The 19,352-nt window shown below is 54.7% G+C and carries 12 protein-coding genes; 6 read left to right on the top strand and 6 right to left on the bottom strand.

All coding sequences use genetic code 11. The annotated features are described in order from the left end of the window. Positions 1 to 218 precede the first annotated feature (218 nt). Entirely contained in the window at positions 219 to 1,613 is a 1,395-nt protein-coding gene (locus CSQ89_RS08960; protein WP_099405823.1) for a cytochrome P450, read from the top strand. Between the two features lie 722 nt (positions 1,614 to 2,335). On the opposite strand, the gene CSQ89_RS08955 is transcribed toward CSQ89_RS08960, so the two are convergent. Both CSQ89_RS08955 and CSQ89_RS08950 read right to left on the bottom strand, forming a co-directional pair. Beyond that, positions 2,336 to 3,136, bottom strand: coding sequence for a transporter substrate-binding domain-containing protein (locus CSQ89_RS08955; RefSeq protein ID WP_099405822.1), 801 nt, complete (start codon positions 3,134 to 3,136; stop codon positions 2,336 to 2,338). A 109-nt stretch (positions 3,137 to 3,245) separates the two neighbouring features. Beyond that, complete coding sequence (locus tag CSQ89_RS08950; RefSeq protein ID WP_233203026.1) at positions 3,246 to 4,154, bottom strand: LysR family transcriptional regulator; 909 nt, start codon at positions 4,152 to 4,154, stop codon at positions 3,246 to 3,248. 352 nt (positions 4,155 to 4,506) lie between these two features. Here CSQ89_RS08950 and CSQ89_RS08945 point away from each other — a divergent pair, with 352 nt between their 5' ends. Continuing rightward, positions 4,507 to 6,000, top strand: a complete 1,494-nt coding sequence (locus CSQ89_RS08945; RefSeq protein WP_099405821.1) for an MFS transporter — start codon at positions 4,507 to 4,509, stop codon at positions 5,998 to 6,000. A 20-nt stretch (positions 6,001 to 6,020) separates the two neighbouring features. Here CSQ89_RS08945 and CSQ89_RS23120 read toward each other — a convergent pair whose 3' ends face one another. Next, positions 6,021 to 6,650, bottom strand: coding sequence for a DUF3757 domain-containing protein (locus CSQ89_RS23120; RefSeq protein WP_233203024.1), 630 nt, complete (start codon positions 6,648 to 6,650; stop codon positions 6,021 to 6,023). A 1,477-nt stretch (positions 6,651 to 8,127) separates the two neighbouring features. Here CSQ89_RS23120 and CSQ89_RS08930 point away from each other — a divergent pair. From CSQ89_RS08930 to CSQ89_RS08920, 3 genes are all read left to right on the top strand, one after another. Continuing rightward, on the top strand, positions 8,128 to 8,436 hold the full coding sequence (locus CSQ89_RS08930) for a cupin domain-containing protein (protein ID WP_199065350.1): 309 nt from the start codon (positions 8,128 to 8,130) through the stop codon (positions 8,434 to 8,436). 613 nt (positions 8,437 to 9,049) lie between these two features. Continuing rightward, positions 9,050 to 10,990 (top strand): glycoside hydrolase family 3 protein, encoded by a 1,941-nt coding sequence (locus CSQ89_RS08925; protein WP_308418133.1) that lies wholly within the window; start codon positions 9,050 to 9,052, stop codon positions 10,988 to 10,990. Positions 10,991 to 11,431: 441 nt separating this feature from the next. After that, positions 11,432 to 13,051: a M12 family metallopeptidase gene (locus tag CSQ89_RS08920; protein ID WP_099405819.1), complete on the top strand. Its 1,620-nt coding sequence runs from the start codon at positions 11,432 to 11,434 to the stop codon at positions 13,049 to 13,051. A 286-nt stretch (positions 13,052 to 13,337) separates the two neighbouring features. Here the strand turns inward: CSQ89_RS08920 and CSQ89_RS08915 are convergent, their stop codons facing one another. The 3 genes from CSQ89_RS08915 to CSQ89_RS22435 form a co-directional block, all read right to left on the bottom strand. After that, positions 13,338 to 14,447 carry a ribonucleotide-diphosphate reductase subunit beta gene (locus CSQ89_RS08915; protein WP_099405818.1) on the bottom strand — a complete coding sequence of 370 codons (1,110 nt, stop codon included), beginning with the start codon at positions 14,445 to 14,447 and terminating at the stop codon, positions 13,338 to 13,340. Positions 14,448 to 15,125: 678 nt separating this feature from the next. Beyond that, complete coding sequence (locus CSQ89_RS08910; protein ID WP_099405817.1) at positions 15,126 to 18,035, bottom strand: ribonucleoside-diphosphate reductase subunit alpha; 2,910 nt, start codon at positions 18,033 to 18,035, stop codon at positions 15,126 to 15,128. A gap of 428 nt (positions 18,036 to 18,463) precedes the next feature. After that, the gene (locus CSQ89_RS22435; protein WP_158228948.1) at positions 18,464 to 18,637 is read right to left on the bottom strand and encodes a hypothetical protein; all 174 of its coding nucleotides are present in this window, start codon (positions 18,635 to 18,637) and stop codon (positions 18,464 to 18,466) included. Positions 18,638 to 18,650: 13 nt separating this feature from the next. On the opposite strand from CSQ89_RS22435, the gene CSQ89_RS08905 reads away from it, so the two are divergent. Then, entirely contained in the window at positions 18,651 to 19,043 is a 393-nt protein-coding gene (locus CSQ89_RS08905; protein ID WP_099405816.1) for a hypothetical protein, read from the top strand. Positions 19,044 to 19,352: the final 309 nt, after the last annotated feature.

The raw sequence follows: 19,352 nt of genomic DNA, 5'->3' as shown, positions 1-19,352 counted from the left end.
AAACCATTACGCGCACCAAAACCCATACCGACTCCGCCGGCTGGGAGGTGGCGTATCGCGTTGCTGCGTCTATTCTTCGTCGTGTAGGTGATGCCTATCATTGTCTATTGTCTGCGGCCAGAACTAAGGTAAAGGGCCCGCGATGGTGAGCAGGCGTCATCGCGGCACCAGCCAGCAGCTAGTGGCAAAGACCAAATTCCCTGCACGAGGAGACCTACATGTCATCGTCCGCCGCACTACCCGGTGGCGCCCCCTTATTGTGTGCACCTACCCCTGCCGGGCACTTCCTATTTGGCCATCTGAAACCTTATCGGGCCGATATGCTGGGCTTTCTGGCCCGCAGCCGCGCCGAGCTTGGCGATATCTTTCGTATCCGTCTGGCATCGCGCAGTATCCATATACTTGCCCATCCTGATATGGCGGAGCAGCTACTCATCAAGGAAAGAGAGCATTTCGGCAAGCTGTCTGAACTGGGAGAGAAACGGGAAATTGGTCTGAGTCTGGTACTGGGCAAGGGCTTGGTAACTAATTACGGTGAGTCATGGCAGCGCCAGCGCCAGATGATGCAGCCCATGTTCCACAAAGTGCAGATCGCCACGATGGCCGATGCAATGACTGAGGCCGGCAGCCGCTTGTTGAGACGTTGGCAGCAGGTTTTCCAACCCGGGCAGGTAGTGGATATCTCGCAGGAAATGATGCGCGTCACCATCGATGTGATAGGCCAGACCATGTTTGGGGCCGATTTACTGGACAAAACCGACTTCGTTGGCGAACGCTTTCCCTTACTCCTACGCTATGCCTTCAGCAGCCTGAATAACCCGCTGCTGCTGCCCTCCGGCTGGCCAACCGCTCGCAACCGGGCATTTAACAGGTCCATGAAGGAACTCGATGTCCTGCTTTACGACCTGATCAACAAGCGCCTGGAGAGCGGCACGCCACGAGGGGACCTGATTGATATGCTATTGGCCGCGCGTGATCCGGACAGCAAGGAAAGCATGTCGATCCAGCAGTTGCGTGACGAAATCGCCACCATCTTCGGCGCAGGGCACGAGACGACAGCCAATGGCCTGACCTGGACCTGGTATCTGCTGTCACAGCATCCTGAAGTGCGCGCCAAGCTGCGTGAAGAGCTGGAAACCGTGCTGGGTGGCCGCACACCAGACTATGCCGACCTGCCCCAATTGGTTTACACCCGAGCGGTATTTGAAGAATCAATGCGGCTGTTCGCGCCAGCACCCGTACTACCCCGGGCGGTATTGAAGGATACCTCGGTGGCGGGCTATAGCTTGCGGCGTGGTGAAGTGGCCATGGTGGTCAGCGACCTGCTGCACCGTCACCCAGCTTTCTGGCGCGAACCCGACCGCTTCGACCCCGAGCGTTTTCTACCGGGAGAAACCCAGCTGCAACATCATCGCTGTGCCTACCTGCCGTTTGGGGGCGGCCCGCGGGTATGTATCGGCAACCATTTCGCGATGATGGAAGGCCAGCTGCTATTGGCCCAAATTGCCCAGCGCTATGACTTGCAACTATTGCCCGACCATCCGGTTGAAAGAGAAGTCGCCGTTACCATGCGGCCCCGACACGGCATGTTGATGACGCTTATCCAACGCTGATTCTGGTACAGGGTGTAGCAAGCAGCTGCGGCCGTTGAATCGACCGCAGCTTTTCCTCCGTACCCCAGTCTGGCAGACCCGTGTCGTGGGGGGCGCAAAGTAGCACGGGGTTTTCAGTGCCGGCTCAATACCAAGCCCATTGCTGCCAAGTCACTTTCCTGTTTGATGTTGGGAACAGCAACGAGATTCCATCGACCATATAACTCAAAGCAGACCAAGAATAAGCCGCACTTGGCTTACGTTCGAGGTGGAGCAGAGGTCGACAATGTATTGGCACATGGCCCGCGGTCGAACTGTCATGCAAACGCCGAGATGATGAATGGGAATTGCGTGTACCTAAACATGGCGCAGGCTTACCACCCACCGCGCGCTCGGCGATACGAAGTCTATTTCATCGGCTTGACCCAATGTGCCAAGGCCATAGCCATTGCGGCTGGGCTGATATGACTGAACGCATTGCGATATGCCATGGCGGCCGCCTGGTATTACATAATCCGAGCAATGGAAGCCCAATCGCTAGCCTTCACTTCCAATCGTACCCACGCAATTGCACAGAAATGGGTACAGCCAGCACGTATTCTCTTTATCTAGTAAGCGGCACTTTGGATAAATCACTCTGTTAAATAACCACCCCTACCTCTAATAAAACCAGCGAATATTTCTGACGTCATTTACCCTGATAATAGAGAGATTGTCTTTAAGTTAAGTTATGTAGTGCGTAGTCAACCTTGTATTTTGAACATCCGTAACTGTGGCACGGCCGAATCCTCACCAAAATATTGTTCATATATACGTACAGCATCGCCATTCTTTTCCGAGTCAATTAATGCTTTATTAACTCGTTCCTTCAGCCTTGTTTCCCCCTTGCGCACGGCCATGGCAAAAGTCTCCATCCCCAGCGGAAGATCATCGAGTACGGCAATACCGGCATTTCTGGGCAGCTTGCGAATGTTGCCTTTCAGGATCGTCGCCTGGCCCGCGACAGCATCACACCCTCCGGCTTGCCAGATGCTGAAAGCTTGCGGATAACCCACTGCCGGTACGAGCACTGCTTTTGGAAAATTATCTGGGATCCATTGATCTGCCGTTGTCCCTTCAGCAAAACAGATTTTAGCGTTGTTAACATCCGATAAACTACGGAATCGGCCTCGTCTTGCCGCCAGCTTTTGCACAGCAACAAAGTAACCCACGCTAAAGTCCAGTTCTTTTTCTCGCGCAGCTGTCTTGGTTAATGCCGCAACAATCAAGTCAATTTTTCCACTTTGAAGTGCCGGAATACGCTCAGCAGGGTCCAAGGGTTGGAAGACGGCTTTAACGCCCAGCCTGGTAGCAACGTAGTCTCCAAATGCTACGTCATAACCCGATACTTTGTTTCTGGCTTTATCGAAGAAACCAAAAGGCGGCGCGCCAGCCCGCACACCGATAATGATTTCTCCCTTTTTGAGTATTTTATCCAAGTCATCTGCCCAGGCTAGTAATGTAGCCAGATAGGCCAAGGCAAAAACGGCTAGGCGGTGCTTCATTCTGCATACTCCTGAATTAAGAATATGTATCCATAGTAAGCAAGCGTATGTGGTAGTGCGCCGTTGCCGACAAGCATCGTTCTGCTTGAGTGAGGCGGCTAAACACAGGTTAGAACGTGCAAATATCTTTCACGCATTGCCGCAACCAACGATGGGCCGGATCGGCATCATGGCGCGGGTGCCAAAGCATGGACACCGTTATCTCCGGTACATCAACCGGTAGCGGAAAACTATACATGCCTTCGCGCAAGCACCCGGTGTGACGCTCTGGAACAGTCGCGATTAAATCCGAGGTGCGTGCGATGAACAAGGCAGTCGAAAAACCGGCCACGACGGTGGATATCGTTCGTTCGAGCCCGACAAGCTGTAAAGCTTCGTCAATCAACCCTTTTTCGAGACCCCGCCGTGATACAAGAACATGTCTGCCCGATGCAAAACGCGCGGACGTAACGTTGCCAAGACAAAGTTCATGCCCTTGCCGCACCACCCCGACAAATCGGTCCTGGAACAAAGCACGGCTGCGAATCTCGGGGCTCACAGTCTGACCTACCACCCCGGTTTCAAGATCAACCGTGCCATCCCGCAGCAGCGTGCTGTGCTTTTCCAGTTTAGGCACGAAATGTAGTCGTACACCCGGTGCATCCTCGTACAGGCGGGCGATGAGGCGTGAGCCGAAGTTTTCTACAAAACCTTCGCTCGTCCGTACTGTAAATGTTCGGGCCAGCTGCGCCATATTGAGCGCCGTGGACGGGCGCAGAACGGCTTCAGCTTCCTGCACAAGCAGGCTGACGCGCTCGCGAAGCTCAATCGCTCGGGGTGTCGGAACAAGACCACGTCCGGCTCTCACCAATAACGGGTCTCCCGTCGTCTGCCGCAACCGCGCCAGCGCCCGGCTCATCGCCGACGGGCTAAGCCTCAACCGCTTTGCGGCCCGCACAACGCTGCCTTCCTCAAGCAACACGTCGAGGGTAATCAGTAGATTGAGATCAGGTATCGACTCGTGCCAACCATAGCACAACGCGCCCCATACATGGCGTCAGACGCATCTATTCAATGCAACTGATGCGCCTTCCGACAGACCAGAAGGCGGCGTACGCTCAAGGCCTATAGCTTTTCATCTTTGACTGCCCTATTCCGGGGAATAGCCATGCATAAGAATCTGTTTACGATCTTACTGCGCAGCCGTAATCAGAGCTCATGTGCTGCTCAAAAGCCCCCCCCCCCGCAAGGGGGACGCCGAACTGCTACGGTGCTTTGCACCAAGAAGTTCGCAGCCTCATGTACCCACGTACATTCCGGTTTTTGCGCTGCGCTTCACCCTGCTAACGGTTGCTCGTGACAGATCGTAAACAGGTTCTAAGGAGTTTCCATTGAAGCCCATTGCGGATGAGAGAGGTAAAGACACGGCTGAACCTGGAGCCTATTCACCCTTGGCTCGGTGGGCGCTCGCCAGCCTTTCACTATCCATGTTGCTGTCGTCGCTGGGCACCAGCATCGCCAATATCGCTTTGCCAACGCTGGCTCAGGTGTTCAACGCCTCCTTCCAGCAAGTCCAGTGGGTTGTCCTCACCTATCTCCTCGCCATTACCACCGTGATCGTCAGCGTCGGACGGCTGGGCGATCTCATCGGCCGCCGACGTCTATTGCTTGTCGGCATCATTCTCTTCGTTGTGGCTTCGCTGTGCTGCACCCTCTCTACACTATGGATGTTAATCGCCGCACGGGCCGCCCAAGGCTTGGGGGCAGCCATCATGATGGCCCTGAGCATGGCATTCGTCGCAGACATCGTCCCAAAGGATATAACCGGTAGCGCAATGGGCTTGCTGGGGACCATGTCCGCGGTAGGCACCGCGCTCGGACCGTCACTTGGCGGCATCTTGATCTCGGCGTTCGGTTGGCAAGCCATCTTCCTCATCAACGTGCCGCTGGGTGTGATGACGTTTCTACTTACACTCCATGCTTTGCCCGTTGATGCGCAAGGGCAAAAGGCAAGTCTGATTGGCTTCGACTACGTCGGTACGCTGCTGCTTACTCTCACACTCGCGGCTTATGCGCTCGCCATGACAACGGGGCACGGCCAGTTCGGTTTACGCAACGCGGCACTGCTGTTGTCGGCTGCGGTCGGCATGGGCGCATTCCTATTCGCCGAGACGAAAGCCGCTTCGCCCTTGGTCCGACTGGCGATGCTCCGTGATCCGCCGTTGAGCGCCGGCCTCGCCATGAGTGTGCTGGTTTCCACAGTGATCATGGCGACGTTGGTCGTCGGCCCGTTTTATCTCTCACGTGTGCTCGCACTCGACACCACGCGTGGCGGGCTCATCATGTCGATTGGGCCAATCGTTGCCGCCCTGTGTGGCATGCCTGCCGGTCGCATCGTGGACCATGTCGGTACACGCACCACGACCCTTATCGGGCTCATTGGCATCGGGGCTGGTGCTACTATGCTGAGCATGCTTCCGGCAACATTTGGCATACCAGGCTATGTTGCCCCCATCATCATCGTCACCTCCGGCTACGCGCTATTCCAGGCGGCCAATAACACCATGGTCATGACCCACATCCAAGTCGATCAACGGGGTGTGGCTTCCGGCCTGCTGAATCTTTCGCGCAACCTTGGACTCATCACAGGTGCATCGATGATGGGTGCGGTATTTGTATTTGCATCGGGGACGACAAACATCACGACAGCGCAGCCCCACGACGTCGCTGTGGGCATGCATATCACGTTCGGCGTGGCAGGTGTTCTGATTGCTGTTGCGGTTTGTATCGCAGTAAAAAAGCCGTGTTGTTGCAACACGGCTTTCGCTTGCCAAAGATGCGTCATGACATCGATACCGCCAGACTTGGCAGCCATTCGAACGTAAAGTGCCAACGCCTAACTTATTCAAATGTACACGCAGCTGGATCGGGCCCTCCGCACCGGGGCAGCACAGTGCCATTTGGACTGTGTCTGCTCTACCCACAATGCGCCTATCGGCCTGGCAGCAGAGGTAGTTTTCAAGGCCATCCTCATACCGCTCCCATTCTTGCCTACATAGTCACACGCTACGAATTGCTTCGCGGTAAGGATATAAGCTTCGTTAAAGCGCACTTTCCCCAGATCGGCCTGATCCGCCATGGGATTTTCACCCAGCCATTGCTTTCCATTCGCTGCAGTAGCCGTGTAGGCATAACCGCCGTATGCGCCCTCACTTTGTGTTATCTCGGAAACGGTTGGGCAGGCAATAACAGATGCGGTGGCATGACTCATAAATCCCACTATGGCAATGGCCACCACCGGCAGTCTTTTGACGTGCTTGAACGAGATCATTTCAAAAAATGGGGCAAGGCCCTGGTTATCGACAGTGGCAGGAGAATGGCTCTCTTTATCGCGCTTGTTTGAAAGGACCGTTTCGTTACAGTCCCGCTCTCTAATCTGTCCTTGATGCTTAAGTGTGGGCGCCTGGCCTGGCGCTAGCGCGGGGAAAAAACCGCTATTGAATTGCATAACTGCCTTATGACTGAGCTGATCCATGATGCTTATCCTCTATTCAAACCATGATCGAATACGTCGTGACCCGATACATCAAGCCACGTGATGTGGTGACCCGCCATCTACGCGATCGTTCAACAGATTTTTCTAATGTATTAGGGGCATCGTTTCGGCTATTGAGATGCAATGCCTCAGAACCGGTCTAAAGTCTCGCGCAATTGCAAGATGGGTTGGTTCAAGCCAAGGCAATGCTTCGGCCAATTCGCCGTGCAAGGAAGCTAGTAAGTACACGCTCTCTACCAGAGCACATATGCTGCTCGAAAGCCCCCGCGAGGGGGCTGCCGAACAGCTAGGGTGCTTCGCACCAAGCATTTCGCGGCTGTTTGTACCCAGGGACATGCCGGTTTCTACGCTGCGCTTCACCCTGCAGATGAGGTTACCAGGCGTTTCGGCCAATCTGTCACGAAGAAAAATTGCCCGTAACTTCTCTACGGGTAATCTGCGCCGGCGGGCCGGCAGCATACGTGGCGAAGCTCTCCTCAAGTCCACGGCGAACCGCACGCAGTAGTTCGGAAATTCGGGAAGCAAATGGCTGCGCCGCCGGCCCGCCAGGCCCTGGTGCAATGTTAAGCACTGTAGGTAAAAAGACTGAGGCGACAGTGCTTGGTGCTCCGACACCGTTCCGCTGCACGCTGAGATTAACAAAACCGGCCGGAGCATTCTGCCGATCGATGCGCCAACCATATGTAGCCGTCACATTGGTAGGACCCGGGCCACCAAATAAGTGGTTCGCTTGAAGTTCTCCTATCGCATTCGAAACACCGGCTTGCGCAGAGGGCGGAAGTGTGGGAAGCGCCGGTCCCGCTTGCGGATAACCAGCCTGGGTGGCCCAATTTCGCGTTGTTAATGGCATACGAGATCCTCCAAGTTGTCAGTTCCTGATGCGTATACAAAAAGCGAAAGGTCTAACGCCGCATTGAACGCCTTACAGCACATAGCTTGCCTCTGTCGCTGCCAGAACCTGTTTACGCCTCGTCAGCATCCTTTCGAGACTATGTACGCCCCCCACGGTCTTCCGTGAACCAATGGTCAAAATAAGGACCAACTGGTCTTTACCAGATGTGGTTCCACCTCTTTCCCTCTCAGAACTTGTTTACGATCTGTCACGAGCAGGCGCCAGCAGGGTGAAGCGCAGCACAGAAACCGGAATGTACTTTTGTACATGAGGCTTTCGAGCAGCACATGAGCCCTGAATAATGCCTGCGCAGTAAGATCGTAAACAGGTTCTCAGAAACACCGACAACCATAGAACCTCCGGCATAAACCACCGTCATACAGGGGCATTTTTTACGTATGAAGAAACAGGAGAGTGGTATGCAGCAAGTTTTCCGTAAGCACAGTTTGCCCGCCCTAAAAGCCGTGTTAGGCGTGTGTGTGCTTTTACCTTTGAATGCACTTAGCGCAGAAGCCACTCAAAAGGTCCAAACAGAAACCCTATTGCGAAGTGGGACGTCCTGGGATGGGGTCACCTATACGGCCTACCCTGGCGGCCCCCCCTGAACTGATCGTGCTGAAAATCATCATCCCACCCAATACAGAACTACCTTGGCACACCCACCCCATGCCAAACGCGGGCTATATCCTGTCTGGCGATTTGACGGTTGAGAAAAAGGAGACTGGCGAGAAAAAGCACCTCAGCCAAGGTGAAGTACTACCTGAAATGGTGGGTGCGCTACATCGCGGTCTAACCGGTAACTCACCGGTGACACTCATCGTGTTCTATGCCGGCACCAAGGGCATGCCGCTGGCTGAAGCTGCACCTAAATAAGTACGTTCAAGGTCAGTAGGCAGCGAACCCTGGTGGGCGCTGCCTGGGACGTAACCTGCCATATACCTGTCCTAATGGAGATATGGCTGTTAGAACCTGTCTAAAGTCTGCTAGTGCGTCGGCAATATGGCGTTGAAAACACCCTCGGAATGCGCATTCACCACGCGTAAACGCCGCTTCCTCGACTGTTTTTGCCTATCTTGCCCTAGGTGCAAAACCTGGGATGCGGCTATCCACCTGGGTTTGCGCTGCCTATTTACCAAACTGGCAAAAGCACGCGTTGCTGAACTTTTTACTTTCCCCATGCACAGATTGCGATGGAACACACGTAGTGATCTCGCAGTCGTTGTAACTCGAACAGCCTATAAGCCCCAGAAGATGGACGAGCAGTAAATCGTTGAACAGGCGCTCATTTGGTTGGAGATAGCGACTTCCGTCAACCCATCTTTTTCATAGGGGGTATCCTCAAATGACAGTCAATCTAGACATGACTATTCCCACCGCAAGCAAAACGACGGTGCCTCAAAACAGGGCATTCAGGTGCCTGCCTTTATCTCTAGGCTTGATCTCCGTAGCCTTATTAAGCGGATGTGGGGGTAATAGCACAGACCCAGTGACAGAAAAAGCAAACCGCATCGTCGAACGGATGTCGACCCGTGAAAAAGTGGGTCAGAAAATCATGATGGCGTTTCGATATTGGTGCTCAGTTGATCAGCCCGGCTGCACCAACGGAATGACCGATTTGCCCGAAGCCGTCAGCAATGCACTGCGCGAAAGCAGGATTGGCGGCGTCATCTTGTTCTCGAACAACCTTGTCGACATAGAACAGACAATACGCCTCACCGCCCAACTCAGAAGTACTGTCTCCTCCAGCACTCAGGTAGGTTTATTGATAGGGACAGACGAAGAAGGCGGCAATGTATTCCGTTTGCCGCGTGTTGTAGCGACTACGTTTCCCGGCAATATGGCGCTTGGCGCTGCCTATGAAGCGACAAAAAATGATCAGCTTGCCTACGATCAAGGCCGTGTACTCGCAACAGAAATTGCAGCTGTCGGTTTCAACCTGAACTTCGCGCCGGATGTGGACGTCAATAGCAATCCTCTCAATCCCGTCATCAACGTCCGTGCATATGGTGACGATCCTGCGACCATCAGCTTATTGGGGTATCGCACGGTGCAAGGGATGGCAAGCCAAGGCGTGATTGGTACGTTCAAACACTTCCCAGGTCATGGCGATACAGCTACGGATTCTCACTATGGTTTGCCCATCGTCAACAAGACGCGCGCCGAGGCCTACGCCATTGATCTCGCGCCGTATCGGCAAGCCATACAGTCAGGACAGGCTCCCGGCATGATCATGACCGCGCACATTCAGTATCCCGCACTTGACGATACACAATTCGTGACGCGAACCGGCGAACGTATGGTGGTGCCCGCGACCATGTCCAGGAAGATTCAACACGATATTTTGCGTGGCGAGTTGGGTTATCGGGGCGTAACGATCACCGACGCGCTGGACATGAAGGGAATTGCCAATTTCTTTGAACAAGGGGATGCGGTGATCAAGGTCTTCCAGGCAAATGTCGATATCGCCCTGATGCCCGTCGAATTCCGCGTGGCAGCGGATGTGACGCGCCTCACGGCATTGATTGATCAAGTAACGGCAGCGGTCGACTCAGGCGTGATCAATCGGGAAGAGTTCAATCGTTCTGTGGCACGGATCGTAGAGATGAAACTACGCAATGGCATTATGCCGAATGGCCCAAGCAAGCCGGCGCCAGATCGTGCATTGATCGGCAGCCCGGTCCATCGGGCAATCGAGCAAGATATTACGCAGAAGTCCATCACACTCATCCGCAACGCTGGGGGTGTCTTGCCGCTACAGGCGCAAGGCAAAAAGATTTTCATTCTGACACCGTGGGGTGAACAAGCCGAAGCGATGCGACGGCGCTTTGTCGAGCTTGGATACCCACTCGTAACCGGGGCCAAGCGGAGCAATATGACGTGGCTAGATCAGCGGAAGGCCATTGATAATGCCGATATCGTCATATTTGGTACGCTATCGACCAGCGTTACACCGGTCGAACGCAATGGCGACCCAGACAGGCCCATTCCGCTCTCGCAACCCTACTCGATGCGTCAGCTACCGGTAACAAGCAACATCGAAGGCTCACTTGTTTTCAACACTGAAGACGAACAACCCAGTTCCGCGAGCTTCCTACTCAAATCGCAAGCGGGGGTAACAAGTGAAGCGCAACAAATTCGTTACGCCATGGAGTATGCAAAAACAGTGGGGAAAAAGGTTATCCATATAACACTGCGCGCCCCGTATGACGTAGTGAATTACGATGATGTCGCCGATGCCACTTTGGCCACCTATTCCTACTATGGGTACGAGGGAGGATGGCGCGGCCCGTCAATGCCAGCCGCCGTTGACGCCATGCTGGGCTTGAAGAGCCCGGTGGGCAAATTGCCTGTTGCCATCTATGCGCAGAACCCCGATGGAACATCGGGCCCGCTACGCTATCCGCATGGATTTGGTTTGCCGTATTAGAACCTGCTCGATGTCTGCTGCGCGTCGGCGACACGGTCATCGGCATGCCCATTTACCACCAGGAATTGCCCGGGAACAAGAAATTGTGCGGGACTCAATCGATAACCAACTTGCCAAACTAGCCTGACGCAGGCAATTACTGAGGCTAACCATTGCATTGCCAAAGCAATTAACTCGTCAGCGCACATTCTAACGCAACAAGTTTCAATCGCTTCTTAGAGCCTGTTTACGATCTGTCGCGAGCAACTGTCAGCAGGACGCAGCGCAGAAACCGGAATGTACTTTGGGTACATGAGGATTTCGAGCAGCTCATAAGTCCTGATTTCCGCGAACGGGTTTTCAGGGAACTAGTTGTAACGCCATCGATCTAGGTCTTCCCTGAAATACCCGTGCAGCAGTTGATAAGCACGGCGGACCGTTTTTGTTGAAATAGGATAAGTAATGCCCCCGTTTTTTAAGAAGAAAATAGACGTTTTCCTGCCCTTGCTAATGGCAGGTGCAGTACATGCAGCTGAATTGCCAACTCCCTTTGCTAGCCCCAATACGAGTAATGAAAAAGCTGTAACCCATCTAAAGCGCGGTAAACGTGCCGTGACATCAACTAAGTTAAATCGGTGGCCCAACCGTACGATTCCTTATGTATTGACCAATGCCTCACCCAAAGTCCGTGCCCTGTTTTTAGAGGCAGCCAGACATATTGCTGAAAACAGTGCAGTACGGTTTGTGGAGCGGACAAACGAGTCGGACTATATCTATCTACTCGGTGGGCCTTCTGATGGGGAGGCCGAATACCCACCCGGTTACTATGGTGAACCGATGTGTCATGCATGGATGGGCAGAGCAGGCGGGCCCCAGGAGCTCGTACTCACCCCAAGTTGCCAGACCATCGATACGGTCTTGCATGAGCTAATGCATGCCGTCGGCTTTGGCCATGAACACCAACGCTCGGACCGTGACCAATACGTAACCGTTACCCGAGACGTTGAGGACAGTCCATTCAAGGATGTTTGCGACCCTGTAAATGCCACCCTTGCTCGTAATCTCGGAAATGATCACAAAAACATACTGGATATAGGTCCTTACGATCTGGACTCAGTAATGCATTACGAAGCCGAGCAGGGCTTAGCCTTACGCAACCCAACTGCCACCATGCGCGCATTCCCGCGCAACACCCTCTCTGCAGGCGATATTGCGGGGCTTGAGGCGCTGTATGGCGGCGCTCCCATGAATACTGTGCCAATTCCCACGGACAATAAGTTGCGTGTAGTACTGAGCAAATACGAGTTGGTACTGGCAGAGAACAATGCCGGTGAAGTCGAGTTGAAGGTGCTATCCGATGCCCCAATCACTGACGCCCCACGCGTTGAAAGTGAGAACCACTTGATTACGGCAAGCGCGGTCCGTCAGGCCGATAATGCTTACACGATCAAGGTTCAGGCACAACCTGGCGCGTTGACCCATTACGATGCAAAAACAGATACAAGACCCAATCGAATTTTTTTCCATTTCCGTACCGTCGATGGTAAAACCGGCATGGCGGTCTTCCGTGTCAGCGTTGTCAAACCAGCATGTGTGGCACGGTCATTCCGCCAATTGGTTTCATTATGGAAGCCGGAAGGCAGTGAGCAAAAGATGTGTCTGGAAGCAAAACGGCTTGCCAGCAGCAAACAGCAGACTGAGCCCGTGGCAATAGATGAGGCCTACAAGATTTCAGCGTGGGATAAAGAGATGTCTGTAGGGCTTGCCCCTTGTGATGCGGATCAACCTTTGCAGTTGTGGCGGCAAGAAGCCAACGGCCGTCTTATCAATGTGGCTGCGGCACATTGTCTTTCCCTGAAGGACCTCTTCACCGGTAAAGAGGTTGGTCTTGCCAGTGTTAATACTTCACAGCAGTGTGGCACAGACAATCCACCTGCTGTTGCTGAATGGCGCTATGAGGCCGGTAAATTGATCAATACTTCACACCCTCGTTCCGCTTTATCGGTCACCAACAATAACGGTGTAGGGCTGTTTCCTGCACAAAATAAATCAGTGCCATGGCAACAATGGGTTTGGTATTGATAACCTGTCCACAATCTTACTGCGCAGCCATGATCAGGGCTTATGTGCTGCTCGCTCCTCTCACCCTCCCCGGAAGGGGAGACACCAAACGGCTACGTTGCTTTGCACCAGACTGTAGTTAAGAGAAGAGCATATATCTTGGGTTGAGCCAGGCAATAACTTTACAACTGAGGGGTGTAATGCAAGTGCTCCATGTAAAGCGTGATTCCAAGACAAAGCCCCGCAAAATGCGGGGCTTTGTCTTGTGCCGTGAAAAATTATGTGTCGCTCGACGCGGCCTTATTTATCAGTCCCAGCTCAACGCGCCACCACTCTGATATTCAATCACCCGTGTCTCGAAGAAATTTTTCTCTTTCTTCAAGTCGATCATCTCACTCATCCACGGGAACGGATTGGTTGCACCAGGGAACATCGGTTCTAGCCCAATCTGCTGCATACGGCGGTTGCAGATGAAGCGCAGGTAGTCCTTGAACATGCCGGAATTCAGGCCCAGCACACCTCGTGGCATGGTGTCTTCAGCGTAGGCGTATTCCAGATCCACCGCTTTTTGGAACAAGCCGGTCAGCTCGGCCTTGAAGGCGTCGGTCCACAGATGTGGGTTTTCCATCTTCACGGTGTTGATGAGGTCGATGCCGAAGTTACAGTGCATCGACTCATCGCGCAGGATGTACTGGTACTGCTCGGCGGCACCGGTCATCTTGTTCTGGCGGCCCAGCGCCAGGATTTGCACGAAGCCGACGTAGAAGAACATGCCTTCCATGATGCAGGCGAACACGATAAGCGACTTCAGCAGTTGCTGGTCGGTCTCGGGGGTGCCCGTCTTGAAGGTGGGGTTAGTCAACGCGTCAATAAACGGGATCAGGAAGTCGTCCTTGTCACGAATGGACTTGATCTCGTGATAGGCGTTGAAGATTTCGGCCTCATCCAAACCCAGGCTTTCCACGATGTATTGGTAGGCGTGGGTATGGATGGCTTCTTCGAAAGCCTGACGTAGCAGGAACTGGCGGCATTCGGGCGCAGTGATGTGGCGATAGGTGCCCAGCACGATGTTGTTGGCCGCCAAGCTGTCGGCCGTGACAAAGAAGCCCAGGTTGCGCTTGACCAGACGGCGCTCGTCTTCGCTCAGGCCGTTGGGGTTCTTCCACAGCTCGATATCGCGCTGCATGTTGATTTCCTGCGGCATCCAGTGGTTGGCGCAGGTAGCGAGGTATTTCTCCCAAGCCCATTTGTATTTGAAGGGGACCAACTGGTTGACGTCGGTACCACCATTGATGATGCGCTTGTCCACGGCGCTGACGCGACCGGTGGGGCTGGCTTGCCCACTGGAAGGGGCCTGTGGGTTAGTAGCCGGCTTGGCTGCGGTTTGTGCAGCAGAGGTTTCTTCCCAAGACAGCATTTTTTTCTCCTGAATATTACTTAGTTCTTCAATTTCGCATATCGATCAGCCACACATCGGGGCATCGCACATTTTTCTACAGCGCACCCTATGTCCGTTGGCGTCGCCGAGCATCACAGACTGACGCGGAGCAGTCCGGGGCCGCCTGTTTGAGCCCACCAAGTGGGCGAGTTTCGGCCCAGGCCGCGACAGTCGAGAAGCGCAGGGCACCAGCCGTAGGCCGGCGACACCGTCGGGCTCGCCTTTCTTTGCTTACTTTCTTTGGCGAAGCAAAGAAAGTAAGACGGGCGCGAGACGGACTCTCGCTCAAAACATACGCGGCAAAGCCGCTAAAATCTGGAAAGTACACAGATGGCGGCAGAGGGACTCCCTTACCACCATGCCTTTCAGATCAAGCCCGCGATGCTCGCAACATCGCGGGCTTTCTCATTGCTACGTCTACTGAACTCAACGCTGCACTACCACTTGGGCCACGATGTTCGCCAAGCCCGCAACCGCCCCGGTGCTTTGGGTGTCCTACTGGTTGGCTCAAGCAGCTTCGCTACAACCTTATCGATCTCAACCGCGCGGGCAGGCTCGGCACTACTATCTATGGCAGCTGCCTCGCCACCCGGTACAAGCCCATCGAGAATGATGGCTGCATCGCTTTCCCTCGCAGCCAACTCGCTGGTATCGGTGTTACTGGCAGGCTTCGCACTCAGGGTTGTCGATGCTGCAAAACTTGGCCGACTCAGCGGCTTCCTCCCCTGCGGCGTAACTGCCGACGGCCACTTCGATCGGGGCGGAGGACAGATGACCACCGCCAACGGGCACGGCATTCAGCTCGCCACCACGGCCGGTTGACTTCTCGGCGCTCGATGCCGACAAAGTGCGCAGGTAGTAGGTAGTTTTCAGGCCACGCACCCAGGCAAGTTTGTACAGGTCATCCATCTTCTTGCCCGATGCGCCGGCCATATAGATGTTCAGGCTCTGCGCTTGGTCGATCCACTTCTGGCGACGCGATGCGCATTCCACCAACCAGTTGGCTTCCACTTCAAACGCCGTGGCGTACATGGCCTTAAGGTCTTGCGGCACGCGGTCGATACGGGCGAGCGAGCCATCGAAGTACTTGATGTCGCCTATCATCACGTCGTCCCACAGGCCGCGTTCTTTCAGGTCATGCACCAAGTATTCATTGATGACGGTGAATTCACCCGACAGGTTCGACTTCACGAAGATGTTCTGGTAGTTCGGCTCGATAGAAGCAGAGACACCAACGATGTTCGCGATAGTTGCCGTCGGGGCAATCGCCAAGCAGTTGGAGTTGCGCATGCCATGGGTGGCAATGCGCTGGCGCAGTTCCGTCCAGTCGAGCAGGGCACTGCGATCCATTTCCAAGTAGCCGCCGCGCGCTTCCATCAGTAAGTCGATGCTGTCTTGCGGCAAGATACCTTGCGACCACAGGCTGCCATCATAGCTGGGGTACTTGCCACGCTCTTCGGCCAACTCGGTGCTGGCGTAGTAGGCGTGATAGGCCACCAGTTCCATCGACTTGTCGGCAAAGGCAACCGCTGCGTCTGAGGCATACGGCGTGCGCAGCTTGTGCAGGCAGTCCTGGAAACCCATGATGCCCATACCAACCGGGCGATGCTTGAGGTTGGAAGTACGCGCCTTCTTTACCGGGTAGAAGTTGATATCGACAACATTGTCGAGCATACGCATCGCAGTCTTGGTCGTACGGCGAAGCTTGTCGCTGTCGAGGCTGTACTGGCCGTCCGCGCCCAGCACCATGTGGTTGACCAAGTTGACCGAGCCCAGATTACACACGGCGATTTCGGTTTCATTGGTGTTGAGGGTGATTTCGGTACACAGGTTGGAGCTATGCACCACGCCAACGTGCTGCTGCGGACTGCGGATATTGCACGGGTCTTTGAACGTGAACCACGGGTGGCCGGTTTCAAACAGCATGGTCAGCATCTTGCGCCACAACTGCAAAGCCGGAATCTTCTTGTACACGCGCATCTCGCCACGCGCTGCCTTCGCTTCATAGCGGGTATAGGCTTCGGCAAACGCCTTGCCATACAGCTCGTGCAGGTCGGGCACTTCACTGGGGCTGAACAGCGACCAGTCGCCGCCTTCCATCACGCGCTGCATGAAAAGGTCGGGAATCCAGTTCGCGGTATTCATATCGTGGGTACGACGACGGTCATCACCGGTGTTCTTGCGCAGTTCGAGGAACTCCTCGATGTCGGCATGCCAAGTTTCGAGGTAGGCACACACCGCACCCTTGCGCTTGCCACCTTGGTTTACCGCCACGGCAGTGTCGTTGACCACCTTCAGGAACGGCACAATGCCTTGCGACTTGCCGTTGGTGCCCTTGATATGGCTGCCCATCGAACGCACTGATGTCCAATCGTTGCCCAGGCCGCCGGCATACTTAGACAGCAGCGCATTTTCCTTCAGGCCTTCATAGATACCATCGAGGTCATCAGCGATGGTCGTCAGGTAACAGCTGGAAAGCTGGCTGCGCTGAGTACCCGAATTGAACAACGTAGGCGTCGAAGACATGAAGTCGAAAGTCGACAGTACGTTGTAGAACTCGATGGCACGGGCTTCACGGTCGGTTTCGCGCAGGGCCAGGCCCATGGCGACGCGCATGAAGAATGCCTGTGGCAATTCAATGCGGTGGCCGTGGATATGCAGGAAGTAACGGTCAAACAGGGTTTGCAGGCCAAGGTAGTCGAACTGGTAGTCCCGCTCGTACTTCATGGCTGCGCCCAGACGAGCCAAGTCGAACTGCGCCAGCTGCTCGTCCAGCAACTCGGCATCAATACCGCGCTTGATGAACTTGGGGAAATATTCGGCGTAACGCGTCGCCATTTCCTCGTGCATCACTTCCTCGCCCAGCACTTCGCGACGCAGGCTGTGCATCAAGAGGCGGGCGGTGACCTTGGAGTAGGACGGTTCTTTTTCGATCAACTGGCGGGCGGAAAGAATGGCGGACTTGCGCACTTCCTCGGCCGGTACGCCGTCATAGAGGTTCTTCAGGGTCTCGGTGATGATGTGCTCAGGGTTGGTAATTGTTTCAAAACCCGAGCACGCCGATTGCACCAGCGCCCGCAACTTGGCGATGTCGAGTGGCTTGGCCACCCCTTCGTCGTTCACATTGATGGCGCTGGCCGGCGCATGCTCGACTTCGCTCTTGGCCAGACGTTCTTGATGACGACGCTCGCGGTACAGCACATAGGCGCGCGCCACGTCGTGCTCGCCCGAACGCATCAGGGCCAATTCGACCTGGTCTTGCACATCTTCGATATGGATCGCACCACCTTCGGGTTTGCGCCGCATCAGCGCATTCACCACCAGGTCGGTGATCTTTTGTACCGTCTCACGAACCGATGCCGACTGCGCCGCTGCACCACCATGTACTGCCAGGAAGGCCTTGGTGATGGCGACCGAGATCTTCATGGGCTCGAACGGGACAACTGCACCGTTTCGGCGGATGGTCTTGTACTCGGCACCCGACTGGGCAGCAGTCGAGACCACGCTGTCGTTACCCTGCGGATAAGCCGCACGCGTGGTGCTTTCGGTATCGGTCGTTGTGTACATGTAAGGAGGGCTCCTTTGAATGTTGATTGATAAGCCTTGGCCGTACGATGCTGATGCCAAGGCTGCTAAGCCTGTTCAATGTCTTACTGCGCGTTCCTTATCAAGGGCTCAAGTACTGCTCGAAAGCCCTCATCCGCTCCAGACTATTTGAACAGGTTCTGAGTAGCTGCCTGTTCAGGCTGGGTGATGGATGCCGGCAGACCACCGCACCAAAACTCGGTATGCACACACTTAAAGTCACATCGCGGCAGACCCGCAACGGGGTGTGGATAATTCGGTGTATAAAATGTGGAAAAACACAATATGTAGTGTTTTTTAACCGTACTTACTACTAAGTGTAGTAGTTGATGCCTTCTCTGGCAAATTTGAACTGCTCAACTAACGTAGATGCTGGCTATCAAAAGACGGGCCGGTTGCCCTGCCCAAAATCAAACGGAAAAATCACCCAAAACCACTCGTAACCCGTTACCCGCAGCTTGTGGATAAATCGGTGGACAATATGTAGAGAAGTGGACTTGGCGCATAAAACGGATAACCAATATCTCCCACTTGCTGCGACCCGCCCACTGGCCGATGATGGCCTGCTCAATGCTCATATTCACTTACGGAGTCACCATGCCCCCTGCCCTACGCTGTCTGGCGCTCACCCTCGCCTTTAGCCTCCCTGCTGCCGCTGCAACCAGAATCGACGTCGCAAATACGCTGCAGGCACTGCAAACCGCCATTGGCGCTGCAAGTTGCGAGACCAATGACGATTGCCACGTAATCGGTGTGGGCGCACGCGCGTGCGGTGGGCCGGAAAGCTACCTGCCCTGGTCCAGCCGAGATGGCGATGAAGCAACGATCAAGTCCCTGGCCGAACAACATCACACAGCACGCCAAGCGGAAGTCACCGCCCGAGGTGAGATGTCGACCTGCTCAATCCTCCCCAAGCCGGCGGTACGCTGCCAAGCCAAACGCTGCGAGCTACAACCGCGCGTCACGTCAACGGGGAAGGACGACATCTAGGTACCTGCTCAACACTTTGTAGCGCGTAAAGGCTTTCGGAGCGGTCCATAAGTGCCACTCAAACCGCTTCATATCTTTTGATTCATTTGGCATAAAAAAGCGCCGGCGATCCGATATTCGTCATGATCTCAACCCAAAAAACACGCCAGAAATCGGCATAGGGGCGGCTAGATTACCTGGCTGACCCCTGCCACACCACCCGGCATGCGGGTCCGCACCGGGCGGTTCGAGAAGTTGAGGTTAGGCGAGTCTTGGTACACCAAGGCGGTCGAAGTAGGCAATCGGCAACACCCGGTTCAGAACACCGCA

It is taken from the genome of Chitinimonas sp. BJB300, assembly GCF_002735695.1.
In the GTDB taxonomy this organism is placed as follows: domain Bacteria; phylum Pseudomonadota; class Gammaproteobacteria; order Burkholderiales; family Chitinimonadaceae; genus Chitinimonas.
Note: the sequence above shows the minus strand (reverse complement) of the source record. Positions and strands in the feature narration are given on the sequence as shown.

Excerpts from the sequence above, each read along its gene's own strand:
- CSQ89_RS08960 (WP_099405823.1), top strand. The coding sequence starts at position 219 with ATGTCATCGTCCGCCGCACTACCCGGTGGCGCCCCCTTATTGTGTGCA.
- CSQ89_RS08955 (WP_099405822.1), bottom strand. The coding sequence starts at position 3,136 with ATGAAGCACCGCCTAGCCGTTTTTGCCTTGGCCTATCTGGCTACATTA.
- CSQ89_RS23120 (WP_233203024.1), bottom strand. The coding sequence starts at position 6,650 with ATGGATCAGCTCAGTCATAAGGCAGTTATGCAATTCAATAGCGGTTTT.
- CSQ89_RS08930 (WP_199065350.1), top strand. The coding sequence starts at position 8,128 with ATGGGGTCACCTATACGGCCTACCCTGGCGGCCCCCCCTGAACTGATC.
- CSQ89_RS08920 (WP_099405819.1), top strand. The coding sequence starts at position 11,432 with ATGCCCCCGTTTTTTAAGAAGAAAATAGACGTTTTCCTGCCCTTGCTA.
- CSQ89_RS08915 (WP_099405818.1), bottom strand. The coding sequence starts at position 14,447 with ATGCTGTCTTGGGAAGAAACCTCTGCTGCACAAACCGCAGCCAAGCCG.
- CSQ89_RS08910 (WP_099405817.1), bottom strand. The coding sequence starts at position 18,035 with ATGTACACAACGACCGATACCGAAAGCACCACGCGTGCGGCTTATCCG.
- CSQ89_RS08905 (WP_099405816.1), top strand. The coding sequence starts at position 18,651 with ATGCCCCCTGCCCTACGCTGTCTGGCGCTCACCCTCGCCTTTAGCCTC.